This is a genomic window from Pseudomonas phenolilytica, assembly GCF_021432765.1.
In the GTDB taxonomy this organism is placed as follows: domain Bacteria; phylum Pseudomonadota; class Gammaproteobacteria; order Pseudomonadales; family Pseudomonadaceae; genus Stutzerimonas; species Stutzerimonas phenolilytica.
In genome coordinates, this window is record NZ_CP058908.1 from 667,346 (window position 1) to 685,459 (window position 18,114).

11 protein-coding genes are annotated in these 18,114 nt (G+C 64.9%); 4 read left to right on the forward strand and 7 right to left on the reverse strand.

Going from position 1 to position 18,114, the window contains the following annotated elements:
- Positions 1 to 37: 37 nt before the first annotated feature.
- Positions 38 to 961: a branched-chain amino acid transaminase gene (locus HU825_RS03240; protein WP_043295460.1), complete on the reverse strand. Its 924-nt coding sequence runs from the start codon at positions 959 to 961 to the stop codon at positions 38 to 40.
- 51 nt (positions 962 to 1,012) lie between these two features.
- The gene (glnE, locus tag HU825_RS03245; protein WP_234302897.1) at positions 1,013 to 3,949 is read right to left on the reverse strand and encodes a bifunctional [glutamate--ammonia ligase]-adenylyl-L-tyrosine phosphorylase/[glutamate--ammonia-ligase] adenylyltransferase; all 2,937 of its coding nucleotides are present in this window, start codon (positions 3,947 to 3,949) and stop codon (positions 1,013 to 1,015) included.
- A gap of 269 nt (positions 3,950 to 4,218) precedes the next feature.
- On the opposite strand from glnE, the gene aceE reads away from it, so the two are divergent.
- Both aceE and aceF read left to right on the forward strand, forming a co-directional pair.
- The gene (gene aceE, locus HU825_RS03250) at positions 4,219 to 6,867 is read left to right on the forward strand and encodes a pyruvate dehydrogenase (acetyl-transferring), homodimeric type (protein ID WP_043295458.1); all 2,649 of its coding nucleotides are present in this window, start codon (positions 4,219 to 4,221) and stop codon (positions 6,865 to 6,867) included.
- Between the two features lie 11 nt (positions 6,868 to 6,878).
- Positions 6,879 to 8,534, forward strand: coding sequence for a dihydrolipoyllysine-residue acetyltransferase (gene aceF / locus HU825_RS03255; protein WP_234302898.1), 1,656 nt, complete (start codon positions 6,879 to 6,881; stop codon positions 8,532 to 8,534).
- A gap of 78 nt (positions 8,535 to 8,612) precedes the next feature.
- Here aceF and HU825_RS03260 read toward each other — a convergent pair whose 3' ends face one another.
- Entirely contained in the window at positions 8,613 to 9,104 is a 492-nt protein-coding gene (locus HU825_RS03260; protein WP_081973302.1) for a hypothetical protein, read from the reverse strand.
- A 146-nt stretch (positions 9,105 to 9,250) separates the two neighbouring features.
- Between HU825_RS03260 and HU825_RS03265 the strand changes: the two genes are divergently transcribed.
- Together HU825_RS03265 and msrA are read left to right on the forward strand one after the other, a co-directional pair.
- Positions 9,251 to 11,914, forward strand: a complete 2,664-nt coding sequence (locus HU825_RS03265) for a putative bifunctional diguanylate cyclase/phosphodiesterase (RefSeq protein WP_234302899.1) — start codon at positions 9,251 to 9,253, stop codon at positions 11,912 to 11,914.
- A gap of 94 nt (positions 11,915 to 12,008) precedes the next feature.
- On the forward strand, positions 12,009 to 12,656 hold the full coding sequence (gene msrA, locus HU825_RS03270; RefSeq protein WP_043295455.1) for a peptide-methionine (S)-S-oxide reductase MsrA: 648 nt from the start codon (positions 12,009 to 12,011) through the stop codon (positions 12,654 to 12,656).
- 361 nt (positions 12,657 to 13,017) lie between these two features.
- Here msrA and HU825_RS03275 read toward each other — a convergent pair whose 3' ends face one another.
- The 4 genes from HU825_RS03275 to bioD form a co-directional block, all read right to left on the reverse strand.
- Positions 13,018 to 14,790: an acyl-CoA dehydrogenase C-terminal domain-containing protein gene (locus tag HU825_RS03275; RefSeq protein ID WP_043295454.1), complete on the reverse strand. Its 1,773-nt coding sequence runs from the start codon at positions 14,788 to 14,790 to the stop codon at positions 13,018 to 13,020.
- Between the two features lie 198 nt (positions 14,791 to 14,988).
- Positions 14,989 to 16,794: a phenylacyl-CoA dehydrogenase gene (locus HU825_RS03280; protein ID WP_043295453.1), complete on the reverse strand. Its 1,806-nt coding sequence runs from the start codon at positions 16,792 to 16,794 to the stop codon at positions 14,989 to 14,991.
- 328 nt (positions 16,795 to 17,122) lie between these two features.
- Complete coding sequence (locus tag HU825_RS03285) at positions 17,123 to 17,371, reverse strand: hypothetical protein (RefSeq protein WP_234302900.1); 249 nt, start codon at positions 17,369 to 17,371, stop codon at positions 17,123 to 17,125.
- Positions 17,372 to 17,417: 46 nt separating this feature from the next.
- The gene (gene bioD, locus HU825_RS03290) at positions 17,418 to 18,113 is read right to left on the reverse strand and encodes a dethiobiotin synthase (protein WP_234302901.1); all 696 of its coding nucleotides are present in this window, start codon (positions 18,111 to 18,113) and stop codon (positions 17,418 to 17,420) included.
- Between the last annotated feature and the right edge of the window lies 1 nt (position 18,114).

An 18,114-nucleotide genomic window follows, 5' to 3' on the forward strand; every position in this document is an offset into this window, starting at 1 on the left:
GCTTGTCACGTCCAGGCGCCGGCTTACCGCCCTTGGCTTATTTGACCAGCGTGCGCCATTCGGCGTGGGCATCGGTCTTGCCGGTGACCAGGTCGAAATAGGCCTTCTGCAGCTTCTCGGTCACCGGGCCGCGGCGGCCGATACCGATCTGGCGGCCGTCGACTTCGCGGATCGGCGTAACTTCGGCGGCGGTGCCGGTGAAGAAGGCCTCGTCGGCGATGTACACCTCGTCACGGGTGATGCGCTTCTCGACGATTTCGATGCCCATCTCGCGCGCCAGGGTCAGCACGGTGCCACGGGTGATGCCGTTCAGGCATGCGGTGACTTCCGGGGTGTAGATCACGCCATTCTTGACGATGAAGATGTTCTCGCCCGAACCCTCGGCGACGTAGCCTTCCGGATCCAGCAGCAGCGCCTCGTCGGCGCCGCCGGAGACCGCTTCCTGCAGCGCCAGCATCGAGTTGACGTAGCTGCCGCTGGATTTCGCGCGGGTCATGGTGATGTTGACGTGGTGACGGGTAAAGGAGCTGGTGCGAATCTTGATGCCGTTCTCCAGCGCCTCGTCGCCCATGTACGCGCCCCAGTGCCAGGCGGCGACGATCACGTGCACCTTCAGGTTGTCGGCGCGGATACCCATGCCCTCCGAACCGTAGAAGGCCAGCGGGCGGATGTAGGCGCTCTCCAGGCCGTTCTCGCGCACCGCGGCACGGGTGGCTTCGTTGATCTCAGCCTTGGTGAACGGAATCTTCATGCCCATGATGTGGGCGGAGTCGAACAGGCGGTCGGTGTGCGCTTCCAGACGGAAGATCGCGGTGCCCTGCGGCGTGTTGTAGGCACGCACGCCCTCGAAGACGCCCATGCCGTAGTGCAGGCTGTGGGTCAGCACGTGAGTGGTCGCGTTGCGCCACTGCACCAGTTCACCGTCATACCAGATCACGCCATCACGATCGGCCATCGACATCGTTGCCAGCTCCTCAGAATTCGAAATTGCTTGGTAGCCCGACGAGGGGCTTCACTCGAGCCCCAGCTCGCGCCAGATACGCATGACCGCGCGGCGCTCGTCGTGGAATTGATCCCCACTCACCACTCCGGGCTGCTTCTGCAGTGATTGCCGGTGGGCGGCTGCACGGTAGGCCTTGTAGGCGTCCTGCAGCAGCCGAACCTCATCGCCGGTCATCAACCCGGCCTGCTCCAACCCATCGAGAATGCGGATGTTATCGGTATAGCGCAGCAGTTCAGGATGCTGGTGCGACCACGCCAAAGCGGCGTATTGCACCATAAATTCGATATCCACGATACCACCGGCATCCTGCTTGAGATTGAACTCCGCCGCGGCCTCGAACGCGTTGTCATCCACGCCGGCATGGCTGGAGCGGGTGCCGAGGTTGTCGCGCATTTTGGCGCGCATCTCGCTGACTTCGCGGCGCAGTGCGTCGAGATCGCGCGCCCGCCCGAGTACCGCGGCGCGCACTCGCTCGAAGTCGGCGGTCAGGCGCGCACAGCCGGCCAGTACCCGCGCGCGCACCAGCGCCTGATGCTCCCAGGTCCAGGCCTCCTGGCTCTGATAGCGCTCGAAGGCGGCCAGCGAGCCGACCAGCAGACCCGCCGCGCCGGATGGCCGCAGGCGCATGTCCACCTCATACAGCTGGCCGGAGGTGGTCTGGGTGGTCAGCAGATGAATGATGCGCTGGCCCAGGCGGGTGAAGAACTGCGCGCTGTCGATAGGCTTGGCGCCATCGGTTTCAACCGCCGGATCGCCGTCGTGAATGAACACCAGATCGAGGTCGGAGCCGTGCCCCAGCTCGATGCCGCCGACCTTGCCGTAGCCAACGATGACGAATCCCGGATCGCAGGGCGTGCCGTCGCTGCGCCGCGGTACGCCGTGGCGGGCGACCATGTAGCGCCAGGCGAGCATCAGCACCTCTTTCAGCACCGCCTCGGCCAGCCAGGTGAGGTAGTCGCTGACCTTCATCAGCGGCAGCGTGCCGGCGATCTCCGAGGCCGCAACGCGTAGCCGATGCGCCAGCTTGAAGTGGCGCAGCGCTTCCATCTGCTGCTCCAGATCGTCCTCGGGGATGCGCATCAACCGCTCGCGCAGCTCGGCCGCCAGTTCCGGGGCCTGCGGCGGGCTGTACAGGCGCCCGGCGTTGAGCAACTCATCGAGCAACAACGGAAAGCGCGCGATCTGTTCGGCTACCCAGGGACTCGCGGCGCACAGCTCGAGCAAACGCCGCAGCGCGTGCGGGTTCTCGCTGAGTAGCACCAGATAGGCCGAACGCCGCGCGACCGCCTCGACCAGCGGCAGCACGCGCTCGAGCACCAGATCGGGATCGTCCTGCTCGACGACCAGCCCCAGCAGGCGCGGGATGAAGGCATCCAGCCGTTCGCGACCGAGCCGCTGCATGGTGCGCACCTGCTTGCCGTCGCGCAGCAGCGCCAGACGCTGGCAGGCCGTCGGGCCGTCGCGGAAACCCGCCTCGCTCAGCTGACCGGCGGCGAAGTCCTCGTCCCAGTCCTGCTGCCACAGCGCCAGCCATTCGCCGCCGTCAGGCAGCTCGCCGTCCTCGCTGTCGTCCTCGTCAGGGTCGGCGATGACCTGGCGAAAATGCCAGTCGATACGCCCGCGCCAGTGCAGCAGGCGTTCATGGAATTCGGTCCAGCTATCGAAGCCCAGCATGAAGGCGACACGATCACAGTCGACCTCACTCTCCGGCAGCATCTGCGTCTGCCGGTCGGCGATCGCCTGCAGGGCATGCTCGGTGTAGCGCAGGAACTCATATCCCTCGCGCAGCTCGTCGACCGCAGCCGGCGGCATGTAACCCTGCGCGGCCAGCGTCGCCAGCACATCCAGCAACGGCCGCTGCTGCAGGCTGAGATCACGACCGCCGTGGATCAGCTGGAAGGCCTGGGCGACGAACTCCACTTCGCGGATACCGCCAGCTCCCAGCTTGATATTGCCGGCCATACCCTTGCGGCGGACTTCCTGCTGGATCAGTTGCTTCATGCCGCGCAGCGCTTCGATCGCGGAGAAATCCAGGTAGCGCCGGTAGACGAACGGCCGCAGCATTTTCAGCAGCTCCCGGCCCGCCTGCTGATCGCCGGCGACCACGCGCGCCTTGATCATCGCGTAGCGCTCCCAGTCGCGCCCCTGATCCTGGTAATACTGTTCCAGCGCGTTGAAGCTGAACACCAGTGGCCCGGACGAGCCGTAGGGGCGCAGGCGCATGTCGACGCGGAAGGCGAAGCCGTCGACGGTGATGGCATCCAGGGCTTTGATCAGGCGCTGGCCGAGCCGCACGAAGAACTCCTGATTGTCCAGCGAACGCTTGGCCCCGACGGTTTCACCGCCTTCCGGATAACCGAAGATCAGGTCGATGTCCGACGACAGATTGAGCTCGTGCGCGCCCAGCTTGCCCATGCCGAGCACGACGAGATGCTGCTGCCGGCCGGAGCGATTACCAGTCGGCACGCCGAACTGCTCGCAATGGCGGGCGTAGAGCCACTGGTAAGCGAGGTCGACACAGGCGTCGGCCATGTCCGACAGCTCGCGGCAGGTTTGCGCCAGGTCCGCCTGGCGCGCCAGATCACGCCAGACGATGCGTACCTGATGGCGATTGCGAAAGCGGCGCAGCGATACGGCCAGCGCATCCTCGCTGTCGCACTCGGCCAGCGCCGCCGTCAGCAGGTCGCGCATCTCGCCGGGCGCCAGGGCGCGCTCCAGCAGCCCGGTTTCGGCCAGCTCCAGCAGCATCTGCGGATCTCGGCTAACCTGTTCGCTGACAAAATCGCTGGCGGCACAAACGCGACCGAACGTTTCGCGCCGGGCAGCGGGCCACGCCGCCAGCACCTGTTCGGACGATTCGCCAAGGGCGCGCCGGAACGTCTCCTGCGCCCGGCTGACAAAAGGCTGAAGTGAAACAGGCAATGCAGCCAGTGGAGGCAGGCTCATGTAGGTCGTTTCCTTTTGTCACGTCGGAACAGCCGGATCGCGCGAGCTAGAGCCGCGCAAGCGCCACTTTGGAAGTATGGCCGCACCCTGTGATTGTAGTTTTACTACTAAAGAATGCTGCAGGGGGCTGATCGCCGCGCAGTTTTGTAGTAAAACTACAGACGACCGGCCTACCCCGGCATATCCAAGAACATATATACGCCCCCGCCCACAAAGCGGGTGCGCAGCAGGCAACCGATTCTGGAAGCCTTTCCGCCCTGGAGCAAGCCATGCAAGATCTCGATCCCGTCGAAACCCAGGAATGGCTGGACGCCTTGGAGTCCGTCCTCGACCGTGAGGGCGAACAACGCGCCCATTACCTGATGACCCGGATGGGCGAGCTGGCCACCCGCAGTGGTACCCAGCTGCCCTACGCGATCACCACGCCGTACCGCAACACCATCCCCGTCACCCACGAAGCACGCATGCCCGGCGACCTGTTCATGGAACGCCGCATCCGCTCGCTGGTACGCTGGAACGCCCTGGCGATGGTGATGCGCGCCAACGTCGCCGACCCGGATCTGGGCGGCCACATTTCCACCTTCGCCTCCAGCGCGACGCTGTATGACATCGGCTTCAACTACTTCTTCCAGGCCCCGACCGAAGAACACGGCGGCGACCTTATCTACTTCCAAGGCCACGCCTCGCCCGGCATCTACGCCCGCGCCTTCCTCGAAGGCCGCATCAGCGAGGAACAGCTGAACAACTTCCGTCGCGAAACCGACGGCGGCGGCCTGCCTTCCTACCCGCACCCGTGGCTGATGCCGGACTTCTGGCAGTTCCCCACCGTGTCGATGGGCCTAGGCCCGATCCAGGCGATCTACCAGGCCCGCTTCATGAAGTACCTGGAAAGCCGCGGCTTCATTCCGGCCGGCAAGCAGAAGGTCTGGTGCTTCCTCGGCGACGGCGAGACCGACGAGCCGGAATCGCTCGGCGCCATCTCCCTGGCCGGCCGCGAGAAGCTGGACAACCTCATCTTCGTCATCAACTGCAACCTGCAGCGCCTCGATGGCCCGGTGCGCGGCAACGGCAAGATCATCCAGGAGCTGGAAGGCAACTTCCGCGGCGCCGACTGGAACGTCATCAAGGTCATCTGGGGTCGCCTGTGGGACCCGCTGTTCGCCAAGGACGAAGCCGGCCTGCTGCAGGCGCGGATGGACGAAGTGGTCGACGGCGACTACCAGAACTACAAGGCCAACAACGGCGCGTTCGTGCGCAAGCACTTCTTCGGTGCACGCCCCGAGCTGCTGGAAATGGTCAGCGACATGTCCGATGACGAGGTCTGGAAGCTCAACCGCGGCGGCCATGATCCGTTCAAGGTGTACGCAGCCTACCACCAGGCGGTCCACCACAAGGGCCAGCCGACCGTCATCCTGGCCAAGACCATCAAGGGCTACGGCACCGGCTCGGGCGAAGCGCAGAACATCGCGCACAACGTCAAGAAGGTCGACGTCGAGAGCCTGAAGATCTTCCGCGACCGCTTCGGTGTACCGATCGCCGACGATCAGCTCAAGGACCTGCCGTTCTACAAGCCGGAGCCGGACAGCCCGGAAGCCAAGTACCTGCAGAAGAAGCGCGAGGCGCTCGGCGGCTTCGTACCGCAGCGGCGCACCAAGAGCTTCAGCATCCCGACGCCGCCGCTGGAAACCCTCAAGGCGATCCTCGACGGTTCCGGCGATCGCGAAATCTCCACCACCATGGCCTTCGTCCGCGTGCTGGCGCAGCTGATCAAGGACAAGGACCTGGGCAAGCGCATCGTCCCGATCATTCCCGACGAGGCGCGCACCTTCGGCATGGAGGGCATGTTCCGCCAGCTCGGCATCTACTCCTCGGTCGGCCAGCTGTATCAGCCGGTGGACAAGGATCAGGTGATGTTTTACCGCGAGGACAAGAAGGGTCAGATCCTCGAGGAAGGCATCAACGAAGCCGGCGCCATGTCCAGCTGGATCGCGGCGGCGACCGCCTACAGCAACCACAACCAGCCGATGCTGCCGTTCTACGTGTTCTACTCGATGTTCGGCTTCCAGCGCATCGGCGACCTCGCCTGGGCGGCCGGCGACAGCCAGGCGCGCGGCTTCCTGATCGGCGGAACCGCCGGTCGCACCACGCTCAACGGCGAAGGTCTGCAGCATGAGGATGGCCACAGCCACATTCTCGCGTCGACCATCCCCAACTGCCGCACCTATGACCCCACCTACGGCTACGAGCTGGCGGTGATCATCCGTGAAGGCATCCGGCAGATGACCGAAGAGCAGCAGAACATCTTCTATTACATCACCGTGATGAACGAGGCCTACCAGCAGCCAGCCATGCCTGAGGGTGTCGAGGAAGGCATCATCAAGGGCATGTACCTGCTCGAAGAAGACAAGATGGACGCCGCGCATCACGTCCAGCTGCTCGGCTCGGGCACCATCCTGCGCGAAGTGCGCGAGGCAGCGAAGATGCTGCGCGAAGACTACGGCGTCGCCGCCGACGTCTGGAGCGTACCGAGCTTCAACGAACTGCGCCGCGAAGGCCTCGCCGTGGATCGCTGGAACCTCCTGCACCCGCACGAGAAGCCGCGCCAGTCGTACGTCGAGCAGTGCCTGACCGGCCGCAAGGGTCCGGTGGTGGCCTCCACCGACTATATGAAGCTGTTCGCCGACCAGATCCGCCAGTGGGTTCCGTGCAAGGAATTCCGCGTGCTCGGCACCGACGGCTTCGGCCGCAGCGACACGCGCAAGAAGCTGCGCCATCACTTCGAAGTGGATCGCAACTGGGTCGTGCTGGCCACGCTGGAACAGCTGGTCGCACGCGGCGAGATGGAAGCCAAGGTACTGGCCGAAGCCATCGTCAAGTTCGGCATCGATGCCGATAAACCCAATCCGCTGGACTGCTGAGGAGCGAAGCCATGAGTGAATTGATTCGCGTACCCGATATCGGCAGCGGCGAAGGCGAAGTCATCGAACTGTTCGTCAAGGTCGGCGACCGCATCGAGGCCGAGCAGAGCCTGCTGACGCTCGAGTCGGACAAGGCCAGCATGGAGATCCCGGCACCCAAGGCCGGGGTGATCAAGGCGCTGAAGGTCAAGCTGGGCGATCGCCTGAAGGAAGGCGATGAGCTGCTCGAGCTGGAAAGCGACGGCGGCGAAGCCAGTGCCGAGGCGCCCGCCGAACCGGCCGCACAACCGGCCCAGGCACCCGATACCGCCGCAGCCAGCGCCCCGACCGCCAGTGCCGAACCGGCGCCGGTAGCGGCTGGCGGTGCAGAGCAGAGCCAGCAGGTCCATGTGCCGGACATCGGCTCGTCGGGCAAGGCCCGCGTGATCGAGCTGTACGTCAAGGCCGGCGACCACATCGAAGCCGATCAGAGCCTGCTGACCCTGGAGTCCGACAAGGCAAGCATGGAAATCCCCTCGCCGGCCACCGGCGTGGTGGAAAGCGTGGCGATCAAGCTGAACGACGAAGTCGGCACCGGTGACCTGATCCTGACCCTCAAGGTCCAGGGCGCCGTAGCGGCCCCGCCCGCTCCGGCAGCGGCACCGACCACCCCGACCGAGCCGACCAAGGCCGCCACGCCTGCCGAAGCCGATCGCAAGCCGGCCCCCACCGCGCAGACCGAAGCGGCCAAGCCGGTTGGTGCACCCAGCCGCGACGGCACCAAGGTCCATGCCGGACCGGCCGTGCGTCAACTGGCGCGTGAGTTCGGCGTCGAGCTGGCGGCGGTCACCGGCAGCGGTCCGAAAGGACGCATCCTCAAGGAAGACGTGCAGCAGTACGTCAAGAGCATGATGCAGCAGGGGCCGCAGACCGCGGCCGCGAGCGGTGGCGCCGGCATTCCGCCGATTCCGGCGGTGGACTTCAGCAAGTTCGGCGAGATCGAAGAAGTCGAGATGAGCCGCCTGATGCAGATCGGCGCGGCAAACCTGCATCGCAGCTGGCTGAACGTGCCGCACGTGACACAGTTCGAGTCGGCCGACATCACCGAGCTGGAAGCCTTCCGCGTGGCGCAGAAGGCTGCTGCGGAGAAGGCCGGCGTCAAGCTGACCGTGCTGCCACTGCTGCTCAAAGCCTGTGCGCACCTACTGCGTGAACTGCCGGACTTCAACAGCTCCCTGGCCCCCAGCGGCAAGGCGCTGATCCGCAAGAAGTACGTGCACGTGGGCTTCGCGGTGGATACCCCGGACGGCCTGATGGTCCCGGTGATCCGCAACGTCGACCAGAAGAGCTTGCTGCAGCTGGCCGGCGAGGCCGCCGAGCTGGCCGAGAAGGCGCGCACCAAGAAGCTCTCGCCGGATGCCATGCAGGGAGCCTGCTTCACCATCTCCAGCCTCGGCCACATCGGCGGTACCGGCTTCACGCCGATCGTCAATGCGCCGGAGGTGGCGATCCTCGGTGTCAGCAAGGCCACCATGCAGCCGGTGTGGGATGGTTCGGCCTTCCAGCCGCGCCTGATGCTGCCGCTATCGCTGTCCTACGATCACCGGGTGATCAACGGCGCCGCCGCCGCGCGCTTCACCAAGCGCCTGTCGGAACTGCTGGCGGATATCCGCACGCTGCTGCTGTAACTCGCGGAACGAAAAACGCCGCATCCCTCACAAGGATGCGGCGTTTTTGTTTGCCGTCCGATGGCTCTGCCGCCGCCGCTAACCCTTCTGCAGATTGCGGATGAGGAACGACAGCGCCTTGGCCAGTTCTTCGGCGCCCGCGGGATCGCGCAGGATCGTGACCAGCGGCGTACCGTCGGCAGGACTGTCGATGATGCACACCCGCCCTTGCGGCGGACAGCGGTAGCTCAGATAGGGATCGAGACCGAAGACCGACAGATTGCGATTGTGTACCGCGATGCCGTTGCCCGGGCCACGCACCTCTTCGCGAACCTGCAGTTCGCCGGATTCGCCGACGCTCAGGCGATAGCTGAGATCCTGCGGATTGGCGACACCGACCTGATAGGCAACCCGCAATGCGTAGCGGTCGAGCAGGCCGTTGCCATGCGCCAGCAGCGCTTCGCGCTCACCGGAAAGACCGTAGCGAGACTTCAGTTCGGAGAGGTAGCGCTCGGCTTCGCCGCCATTGAACTGCGCCGGTTCGACAGCGTGTGCATGCAGTGCGACATAGCTGCAGATCGACGCCGCCAATAACTTCAACCACCGACTTGTCAGCCTCTGTCGCATGATGCACCCTTGCCCGAAGTTAATATTATTTCGCCATCCTTGAAGTCCGCTGTAGCAGTGCAACAGCGCAACCAGCCGGTCCGGCCAGCATACTGGAAGCCAAGCGCTCGATGAAAATACATCCCGATGCCGCCAGCTGCCTGGCGCCCGAGGTTGTGATGCAGTTGCCAGTGCCCTCCCGGCTTGGAATGCTGCGTTTCGAGCGCCTGAACGAGGCCAGCTGGCTGCTGCTCTATCTGGATCCTGCCTGCGAGCGCCACTTCGACGTGGCGGCCAACGAGCTGTGTTCTCTGATCGACTCGCCCTACGCGAGCCTGATGGAGCCGTACGCCCGGCACCAGCTGCACGACGATATCCAGCAGCAGCTCCTGAACCAGCCGCACTATTGCGTCGAATATCAGCTGCACACTCCGCGTGGCACGCTCGCGCTGACCGAAGTGGGCGAGCGCTGCCGCAAATACGGACGCGAACTGCTGGCCGGCTACCTGATCGTCGGCAAATCGGCCGCTGCCGCGCCGCTCAATGGCACCACCTCCGGCATGCACACCCTGCTCGACCCGCCCGCACGCGATAAGCAGCTGGAACAGCTGGTGCGCTCGCGCGCGCAGCAGCAGCTGATCGTCCGCCTGGCCCGTCATCGCTACGCCTCCGACAACCCGCAACTCGAAGCCGCCGAACTCATCACCCAGGCCGCCTGCGAGGCCTACGAGGTCTGCCGGGCCGCTATCTGGCAGCTCAACGGCACGCAGCTGGAGGCAGTCGCCGCCTTCCGTCGCGACGACGACGGCTACGAGTATCCCGCCGTGGTCGATCTGGCCCCGTATCCGCATTACCTCGAGACGCTGCACAGCAGTCGCACCCTCGATGTCAGCGACGTCGCGCACGACCCGCGCACACATGAACTGGCGCAGAACCTGCTGATTCCGCGCGGGGTCAGCTCCATCCTCAGCGCAACGATCCGTATCGGCGGTGAAATGGTCGGCCTGCTCTGCCTGCAGCACGACGGCCCGCCGCGCCGCTGGCAGCCTGACGAAGTGGCGTTTGCCGGCGAGCTCGCCGACCAGTACGCGCAGGTCCTGGCCAACCAGCAGCGGGTCAGCGCAACCCACATGCTGCATCTGTTCCAGCGCGCGGTGGAGCAAAGCGCCAGCGCCTTCATCCTGGTCGACCGCGAGGGCCGGGTGGAATACGTCAACCCGAGTTTCAGCGCGATCACCCAGTTCTCCGCCGAGGAGGTGCGCGGGCAGCTGCTGACCGAGCTCACCAGCCTGGAGAACCTCGGGGCGCTGCTGTCGGATACGGCCTCCTCGCTGGCGCATGGCAACAGCTGGCAAGGCGAATTCCGCAGCCGACGCAAGAATCTGGAGCCGTACTGGGGCCAGCTGTCGATCTCCAAGGTACTCAACGATGCCGGCGAGCTGACGCACTACATCGGCATCTACGAGGACGTCACCCAGAGCAAGCTGGTGCAGCAGCACATCGAGCGCCTGGCCTACACCGACAACCTGACCAGTCTGGGCAACCGCCCGTACTTCATCCGCAGCCTGGAAGAGCGCTTCGCCAGCGACCGCTCACCCCAGCTGTGCCTGCTGCTGGTGGACATCGACAACTTCAAGCGGATCAACGACAGCCTGGGGCACCAGACCGGCGACCGACTGCTGACCAGCCTGGCACAGCGCCTGCGCAACGGCCTCAGTCGCGACGGCGTGCTGGCGCGCTTCGCCAGCAACGAGTTCGCCCTGCTGCTCGACGACATGGACCTCGAGGCCGGCCAGCGCCTGGCGCAGCAGGTCCTGCGCACACTCGACAAGCCGCTGTTCGTCGACAAGCAGCTGATCAGCGTCAGCGGCTCGATCGGCCTGGCCTGCGCGCCGCTGCACGGCAACGACCCGGAGACGCTGATGAAGCATGCCGGCCAGGCGCTGCACAAGGCCAAGGCCAACGGTAAGAACCAGCTCCAGGTGTTCACCGACGCACTGCACACCGAGGCCAACAACAAGCTGTTCGTCGAAAACAACCTGCGTCGCGCGCTCACCCACGACGAGCTGGAGCTGTTCTACCAACCCAAGCTCTGCCTGCGCACGGGGCGGCTGCAAGGCGTCGAGGCGCTGCTGCGCTGGAATCATCCCACCCGCGGCATGATCAGCCCGGACCAGTTCATCAGCGTGGCCGAAGAAACCGGGCTGATCATCCCGATCGGCAAATGGATCGCCCGCGAAGCCTGCCGCATGGGCGTACGGCTGTCCGAGCTGGGGCTGGGCCGGCCGCAGGTAGCGATCAACCTGTCACCCAAGCAGTTCTCCGACCCCGAGCTGATCGCCTCCCTGGCCGCCACCCTGCGCGAGGAACAGCTGCCGGCCGCGCAGCTGGAACTGGAGCTGACCGAAGGCCTGCTGCTCGATGCTACCGAACAGACTCGCCAGCAGCTGCTCGGCCTCAAGGCGCTGGGCGTGACGCTGGCGATGGACGATTTCGGTACCGGTTACTCGTCGCTCAGCTACCTGAAGAAATTTCCCATCGACGTGATCAAGATCGATCGCAGCTTCATCAAGGACATTCCCGACAACCAGGACGACATGGAGATCACCTCGGCGGTCATCGCGATGGCGCGCAACCTGCGCCTCAAAGTCGTCGCTGAAGGCATCGAGAGTCCCGCCCAGGCGGCCTTCCTGCGCCGCCAGCGCTGCGATATCGGCCAAGGCTACCTGTTCGACAAGCCGATCCCGTCGTCCCGCCTGCTCGAGGCCTTACAGCGCTATCCGCGCTGGGCCTGAACGCCGCAGCGACCGGACGGCGCCTGACGCTTCAAGACGCTGCCGACCTCCGGTAGCCTGACTGACGTCTTTCGCTCCGGCCGAGGTTGTCACCATGCCGCTACGCTCGCAGATTCTCGTGCATCAGAACGCGCTGCCCACCGCCGAACAGGCGCTGCCGGGCCGCTCCACGCCGATGGCGGTGCCTGAGGCCCATCACGTCAACGGCCACCCGCTGCAACCGCCGTTTCCCGCCGGCCTGCAGCAGGCGTTGTTCGCCCTCGGCTGCTTCTGGGGTGCCGAGCGGCGCTTCTGGGAACAGCCTGGGGTGTGGACGACCGCAGTGGGTTATGCCGGTGGCTTCACGCCGAATCCGACCTACGAGGAAGTCTGCTCGGGTCTGACCGGACACACCGAAGCCGTACTGGTGGTGTTCGATCCGCAGCAGATTGATTATCGGACGCTGCTCACCGTGTTCTGGGAGTCGCACAATCCCACTCAGGGCATGCGTCAGGGCAACGATGTCGGCAGCCAGTATCGCTCGGCAATCTACTGGCTGGACGACAGCCAGCGCGAGCAGGCACAGACCAGCCAGGCGGCGTTCCAGCGCCAGCTCAGCCAGGCCGGCTATGGCGCGATTACCACGGAGATTGCGCAGGCACCGACGTTCTATTACGCCGAGGGCTACCATCAACAGTACTTGGCAAAAAACCCTGGCGGCTATTGCGGCCTGGGCGGTACCGGTGTGCGCCTGCCCGGCTGACGCCGGCGCGGATACCGTTGCGCGCAAAAAGAAAAACCCCGCCGAGGCGGGGCTTTGCAGACTGTGAATCCTGACATCCGTGATCGTGCGCCATCCTGGCGCCACTCCGTTCTCGTCCTTATTTTCGATTGCGCTACCCTGCGCCGAGGTCCGAGTGCAGAAGAGTACTGACCGCCTCGCCGAGGCAGTAGTAGCCATTTTGCATCACGCGCTGTAAGCAATTTCCTACACGCGAGTCATCCTTGATTCGCTTTGTAGGTGATTGCTTACAGCGACGTGCTTTCTAGGACCGAAGTAGTGGCGCAAACGTTCCACGCACATGGCCGATTAATTTCATTAGGCCGCCAGATTAAGCCGGCGTTCAGAACTCCTCGGCCGCCAGTAGGTACAGCGACGCGCTGCCGGCGCGTACCGAGGCGGTCAGCGAATGGATGCGTGGCAGCAGACGGGCGAAGAAGAAACGCGCGGTGCCAAGCTTGCTGCGGTAGAAGACTTCGTCCTTGCCCAGCGCCGCGCGCGCCATCATCGCCCACATGTAGGCGTAGGCGGTGTAGCCGAACACGTGCAGGTATTCCACCGAGGCTGCGCCGATTTCGTTCGGATTCTGCTTGGCCTGCTCCAGCACCCAGGCGGTCAAGTCGTCCAGATTGTCCAGCGCGGCCTGCAGCGGCTCGACGAACTCGGCCAGTTCCTGCCCGGCAGAGGCAATGAAACCACGCACCTCGTCGGCAAAGTTGCGGTACAGCTCGCCACCGCTGCCCACCACCTTGCGGCCGACCAGATCGAGCGCCTGAATGCCGTTGGTGCCTTCGTAGATTTGCGTGATGCGGCAGTCTCGCACCAGCTGCTCCTGCCCCCATTCGCGGATGAAGCCGTGACCGCCGAACACCTGCTGGCCATGCACGGTGGCCTCCAGGCCCATATCCGTGAGGAAGGCTTTGGCTACCGGCGTCAGCAGGGCGACCTGCGCATCGGCACGCTGGCGAGCTTCGGCATCATCGCTGAACTTGGCAATATCCAGCTGCAGCGCCACATAGCTGGAGAATGCGCGGCCACCTTCGTTCAACGCTTTCATGGTCAGCAGCATGCGGCGCACGTCCGGATGCACGATGATCGGGTCGGCCGCCTTGTCCTGCGCCACCGGACCGCTCGGTGCGCGGCTCTGGATGCGCTCGCGGGCGTAGTCGATAGCGCTCTGGTAGGAACGCTCGCCGGTGGCCAGGCCCTGGATGCCGACGCCCAGACGCTCGTAGTTCATCATGGTGAACATCGCCGCCAGGCCTTTGTTCGGCTCGCCGACCATCCAGCCGGTGGCACCGTCGAAGTTCATCACGCAGGTGGCCGAGGCCTGGATACCCATTTTGTGCTCGATGGAACCACAGGACACGGCGTTGCGCGTCCCCAGCGAGCCGTCCTCGTTGACCAGCACCTTGGGCACCAGGAACAGCGAGATACCGCGCGAACCGGCCGGCGCGTCCGGCAGTTTGGCCAGCACCAGATGGATGATGTTCTCAGTCAGGTCGTGCTCACCGCCGGTGATGAAGATCTTCGTGCCACTGACCTTGTAGCTGCCGTCGGCCTGCGGCTCGGCGCGCGTGCGGATCATGCCCAGATCGGTTCCGGCGTGCGGCTCGGTCAGACACATGGAGCCGGCCCAGACGCCGCTATACATGTTCGGCAGATACTTCTGCTTCAGCGCCTCGCTGGCATGCGCGTGAATCGACAGGCAGGCGCCGGACGTCAGCATCGGGTACAGACCGAAAGCCAGGCTTGCGGAGTTCATCATCTCCTCCACCTGCGCCGAGATGACCTTGGGCATGCCCATGCCGCCGTAGGCCGGATCACCGCCAACTCCGACCCAGCCGCCCTCGGCGTACAGGCGATAGGCCTCGGGGTAGCCCGCCGGCGTGCTGACCTGCCCGGCGTCCCAGCGACAGCCTTCCTCGTCGCCGCTGCGATTCAGCGGGGCGATGGTACCGGCGGTAATCTTGCCGGCTTCTTCGAGAATGGCCTCAGCCGTCTCGGCATCCACCGCCTCGGCGAGCGCCGGCAGTGTTTGCCAGAGCTTCGGCGCCTCGAAGACTTCATTCAGGACGAAACGCATATCGCGCAGCGGCGCTTGGTAATCAGCCATGTGCAAATCCTCGCAAGACACGGATTGGCGGCCTCGGCGGGCCGTTTCCAGCGAGTCTAAACCAATAACGAATTCCGGACTAAGCGTCTTTTAGTGACCGATAAGTTTTGGCTGGTCACATTCGAAATACCCTTTTTCGGGCTCCAGAATGCAGAAAGCCGCTGCAAGAGCAGCGGCTTTCGGGTGCAGCACGGACGATCAGTAGCCGAGCGCGAAGTCTTCTTCGGCCATGTCCATCAGATTGTCGGCACCGGACAGCATGGCTTCCACATGCATGCGGGTGCGCGGCAGGATGCGAGCGAAGTAGAAGCGCGCGGTCTGCAGCTTGGCCTTGTAGAAAGCCTGCTCCTCGGTGCCGGCAGCCAGTTTCTCGGCAGCCAGTCGCGCCATGTCGGCCCAGAAGTAGGCCAGGCAGGCGTAGCCGGAGTACATCAGGTAGTCCACCGATGCGGCGCCGACTTCTTCGCGGTTCTTCATGGCGGCCATACCGACCTTCATGGTCAGTTCGCCCCACTCCTTGTTCAGCTTGGCCAGCGGCTCGACGAATTCCTTGACCGCGTCGTTGCCTTCGTTGGCCTGGCAGAACTTGTGCACGATCTTGGTGAAGCCCTTGAGCGCCTCGCCCTGGGTCATCAGCACCTTGCGGCCCAGCAGATCGAGTGCCTGCACGCCGGTGGTGCCTTCGTACAGGCAGGAGATACGGCTGTCACGCACGTTCTGCTCCATGCCCCATTCGGCGATGAAGCCGTGGCCACCGTAGATCTGCACGCCGTGGTTGGCGGCCTCGAAACCCACTTCGGTCATGAACGCCTTGGCGATCGGGGTGAGGAAGGCCAGCAGGGAATCGGCGGCTTTCTTCTGCTCCTCGTCCTGGCTGCGCTGAACGATGTCCACCTGCTTGGCGGCGAAGTACAGCATCGCGCGGTTACCCTCCGCGAAGGCCTTCATGGTCAGCAGCATACGACGCACGTCTGGATGCACGATGATCGGGTCGGCAGCTTTCTCCGGCGCCTTCGGGCCGGTCAGCGAACGCATCTGCAGCCGCTCGCGGGCATAAGCGATACCGCCCTGGAAGCCCACTTCCGCATGGGCCAGGCCCTGCAGCGCGGTACCCAGGCGGGCGGTGTTCATGAAGGTGAACATGCAGTTCAGGCCCTTGTTCGGCGGGCCGATCAGGAAGCCGGTGGCCGCGTCGAAGTTCATCACGCAGGTGGCGTTGCCGTGGATGCCCATCTTGTGCTCGAGGGAACCGCAGGAAACACCGTTGCGTTCGCCAACCTCACCCGAGGCCGTAGGCAGGAACTTCGGCACGATGAACAGCGAAATGCCCTTGGTGCCTTCCGGTGCATCGGGCAGACGGGCCAGCACGATATGGACGATGTTCTCGGCCATGTCATGCTCGCCAGCGGAAATGAAGATTTTGGTGCCGGTGACCTTGTAGCTGCCGTCAGCCTGCGGCTCGGCCTTGGTGCGCAGCATGCCCAGATCGGTACCGCAGTGCGGCTCGGTCAGGCACATGGTGCCGGTCCACTGGCCGGAAACCAGCTTGGTCAGGTAGGTCTGTTGCTGCTCGCTGGTGCCGTGGGCGTGCAGGGTGTTCATCGCGCCGTGCGACAGGCCCGGGTACATGCCCCAGGACCAGTTGGACTCGCCGACCATTTCGCTGATCGCCATGCCCAGCGACTCGGGCAGACCCTGACCGCCGTGCTCGACGTCATGGGCCAGGCTCGGCCAGCCGCCTTCGACGAACTGCTGGTAGGCCTCCTTGAAGCCAGTCGGAGTGGTCACGCCGGACTCGCTCCAGGTACAGCCTTCGATGTCGCCGACGCGGTTCAACGGAGCCAGCACCTGCTCGCAGAACTTCGCGCCTTCTTCGAGGATGGCATTGACCATGTCCGGGGTGGCGTCTTCACATCCCGGCAGGCTCTGGTAGTGCGCCTCGTAACCGAGCAGCTCGTCGCGGACGAAGCGGATATCGCGCAAGGGGGCCTTGTAGTCGGGCATAACGTAAACCTCAGCGGTGAGTTCTGGTTGCGGCGGTCGGCAGCGGCCGGCCGCGCGGATTCGATTCCGGCCGCCGATCGCAGGCGCGGAGAGTCAAACAGGCGTTTGAAACATACGTTTCGACCCAGGCGATGTCAAGCCGGTGCAAAGCAGCCGCTCATCGGCCGGCAATTCATGCTAGGCGATGCCGCAACGCGTGCAGAGGGACGAAACGGACAGTTGCGACGGCAGTCGCGACGCGCGCGCAGGGGCGGGCTCGGCGGTGAAATCAGCCGCGCCAGAAGAAACAAGAAGAGGGGAAACGACGCGGCCGGCGGGCCGCGCGGAATCAGGCCTGGGTATCGATCAGCGTGCCGAGTACTTCATCGGCGCTGCGAATCAGACGGGCGCCGAGTGCGGCGTTGTGCTCGCCAAGCTTCAGCTCGATCACCTGCTCGCTGATCTCGGTCAGCGCCTGGGAGCTGTCGACCGTCGGCAGACTGGCGGTGGCGATCGCCGAGGCAGCCTGATCGACTCGCTGCTGGGCACCCTGGTAGGCGCTCAGGCCAGCACCAAGAAGACTGTTGGAGATTTGCATGGTCGACTCCGAAGGCGGATTGCCAGCATTCAAGCAGATGGTGCCGTCAACGGCAAGGCGGATGCGCCAGCGCGGCCAGTCGCAGGTATGCGGCGACCCGCGCGGCCGACGCCTCCGCCAGGCGCGGCACGCGGCCCAGGCAGGACGCCGGCACCAGTTCGTCGAGCGTCGCGAGATTCTCTTTCAGCCGCGACATGGCGGGATCGATGATGTTGGCGACCCAGCCGGCCAGCACCAGACCGTCGTGCGCGATCGCCTCGGCGCTCAGCAGTGCGTGACTGATGCAACCCAGCCGCACGCCTACCACCAGAATCACCGGCAGTTGCAGGCGAATCGGCAAGGCGGCCAGCGTCTCCCGCGCGTTCAGCGGCACCCGCCAGCCGCCGGCCCCCTCGACAAGCGTGAAGTCGGCCCGCCGCTCCAGTACGCCCTGTACGGCGTCGGCCAGCGCCTCGGTGCTCAGTGTCACGCCGGCTTCGCGCGCGGCGATGTGCGGGGCGATGGCCGGCGCGAAGGCGAACGGGTTGACCTGTGCATAGTCCAGCGCCGGGCAGCACTCGGCCTGCAGCGCGAGCGCATCGGCATTGCGCAATCCCTGCGGCGTCGCCGTGCAGCCGGAAGCGATCGGCTTGACCGCCGCCGTCGACAGTCCGGCCGCACGCGCCGCATGCAGCAGGCCAGCGGCGATGGTGGTCTTGCCGACGTCGGTATCCGTGCCGGCAATGAAGAACGCGCGATTCAAC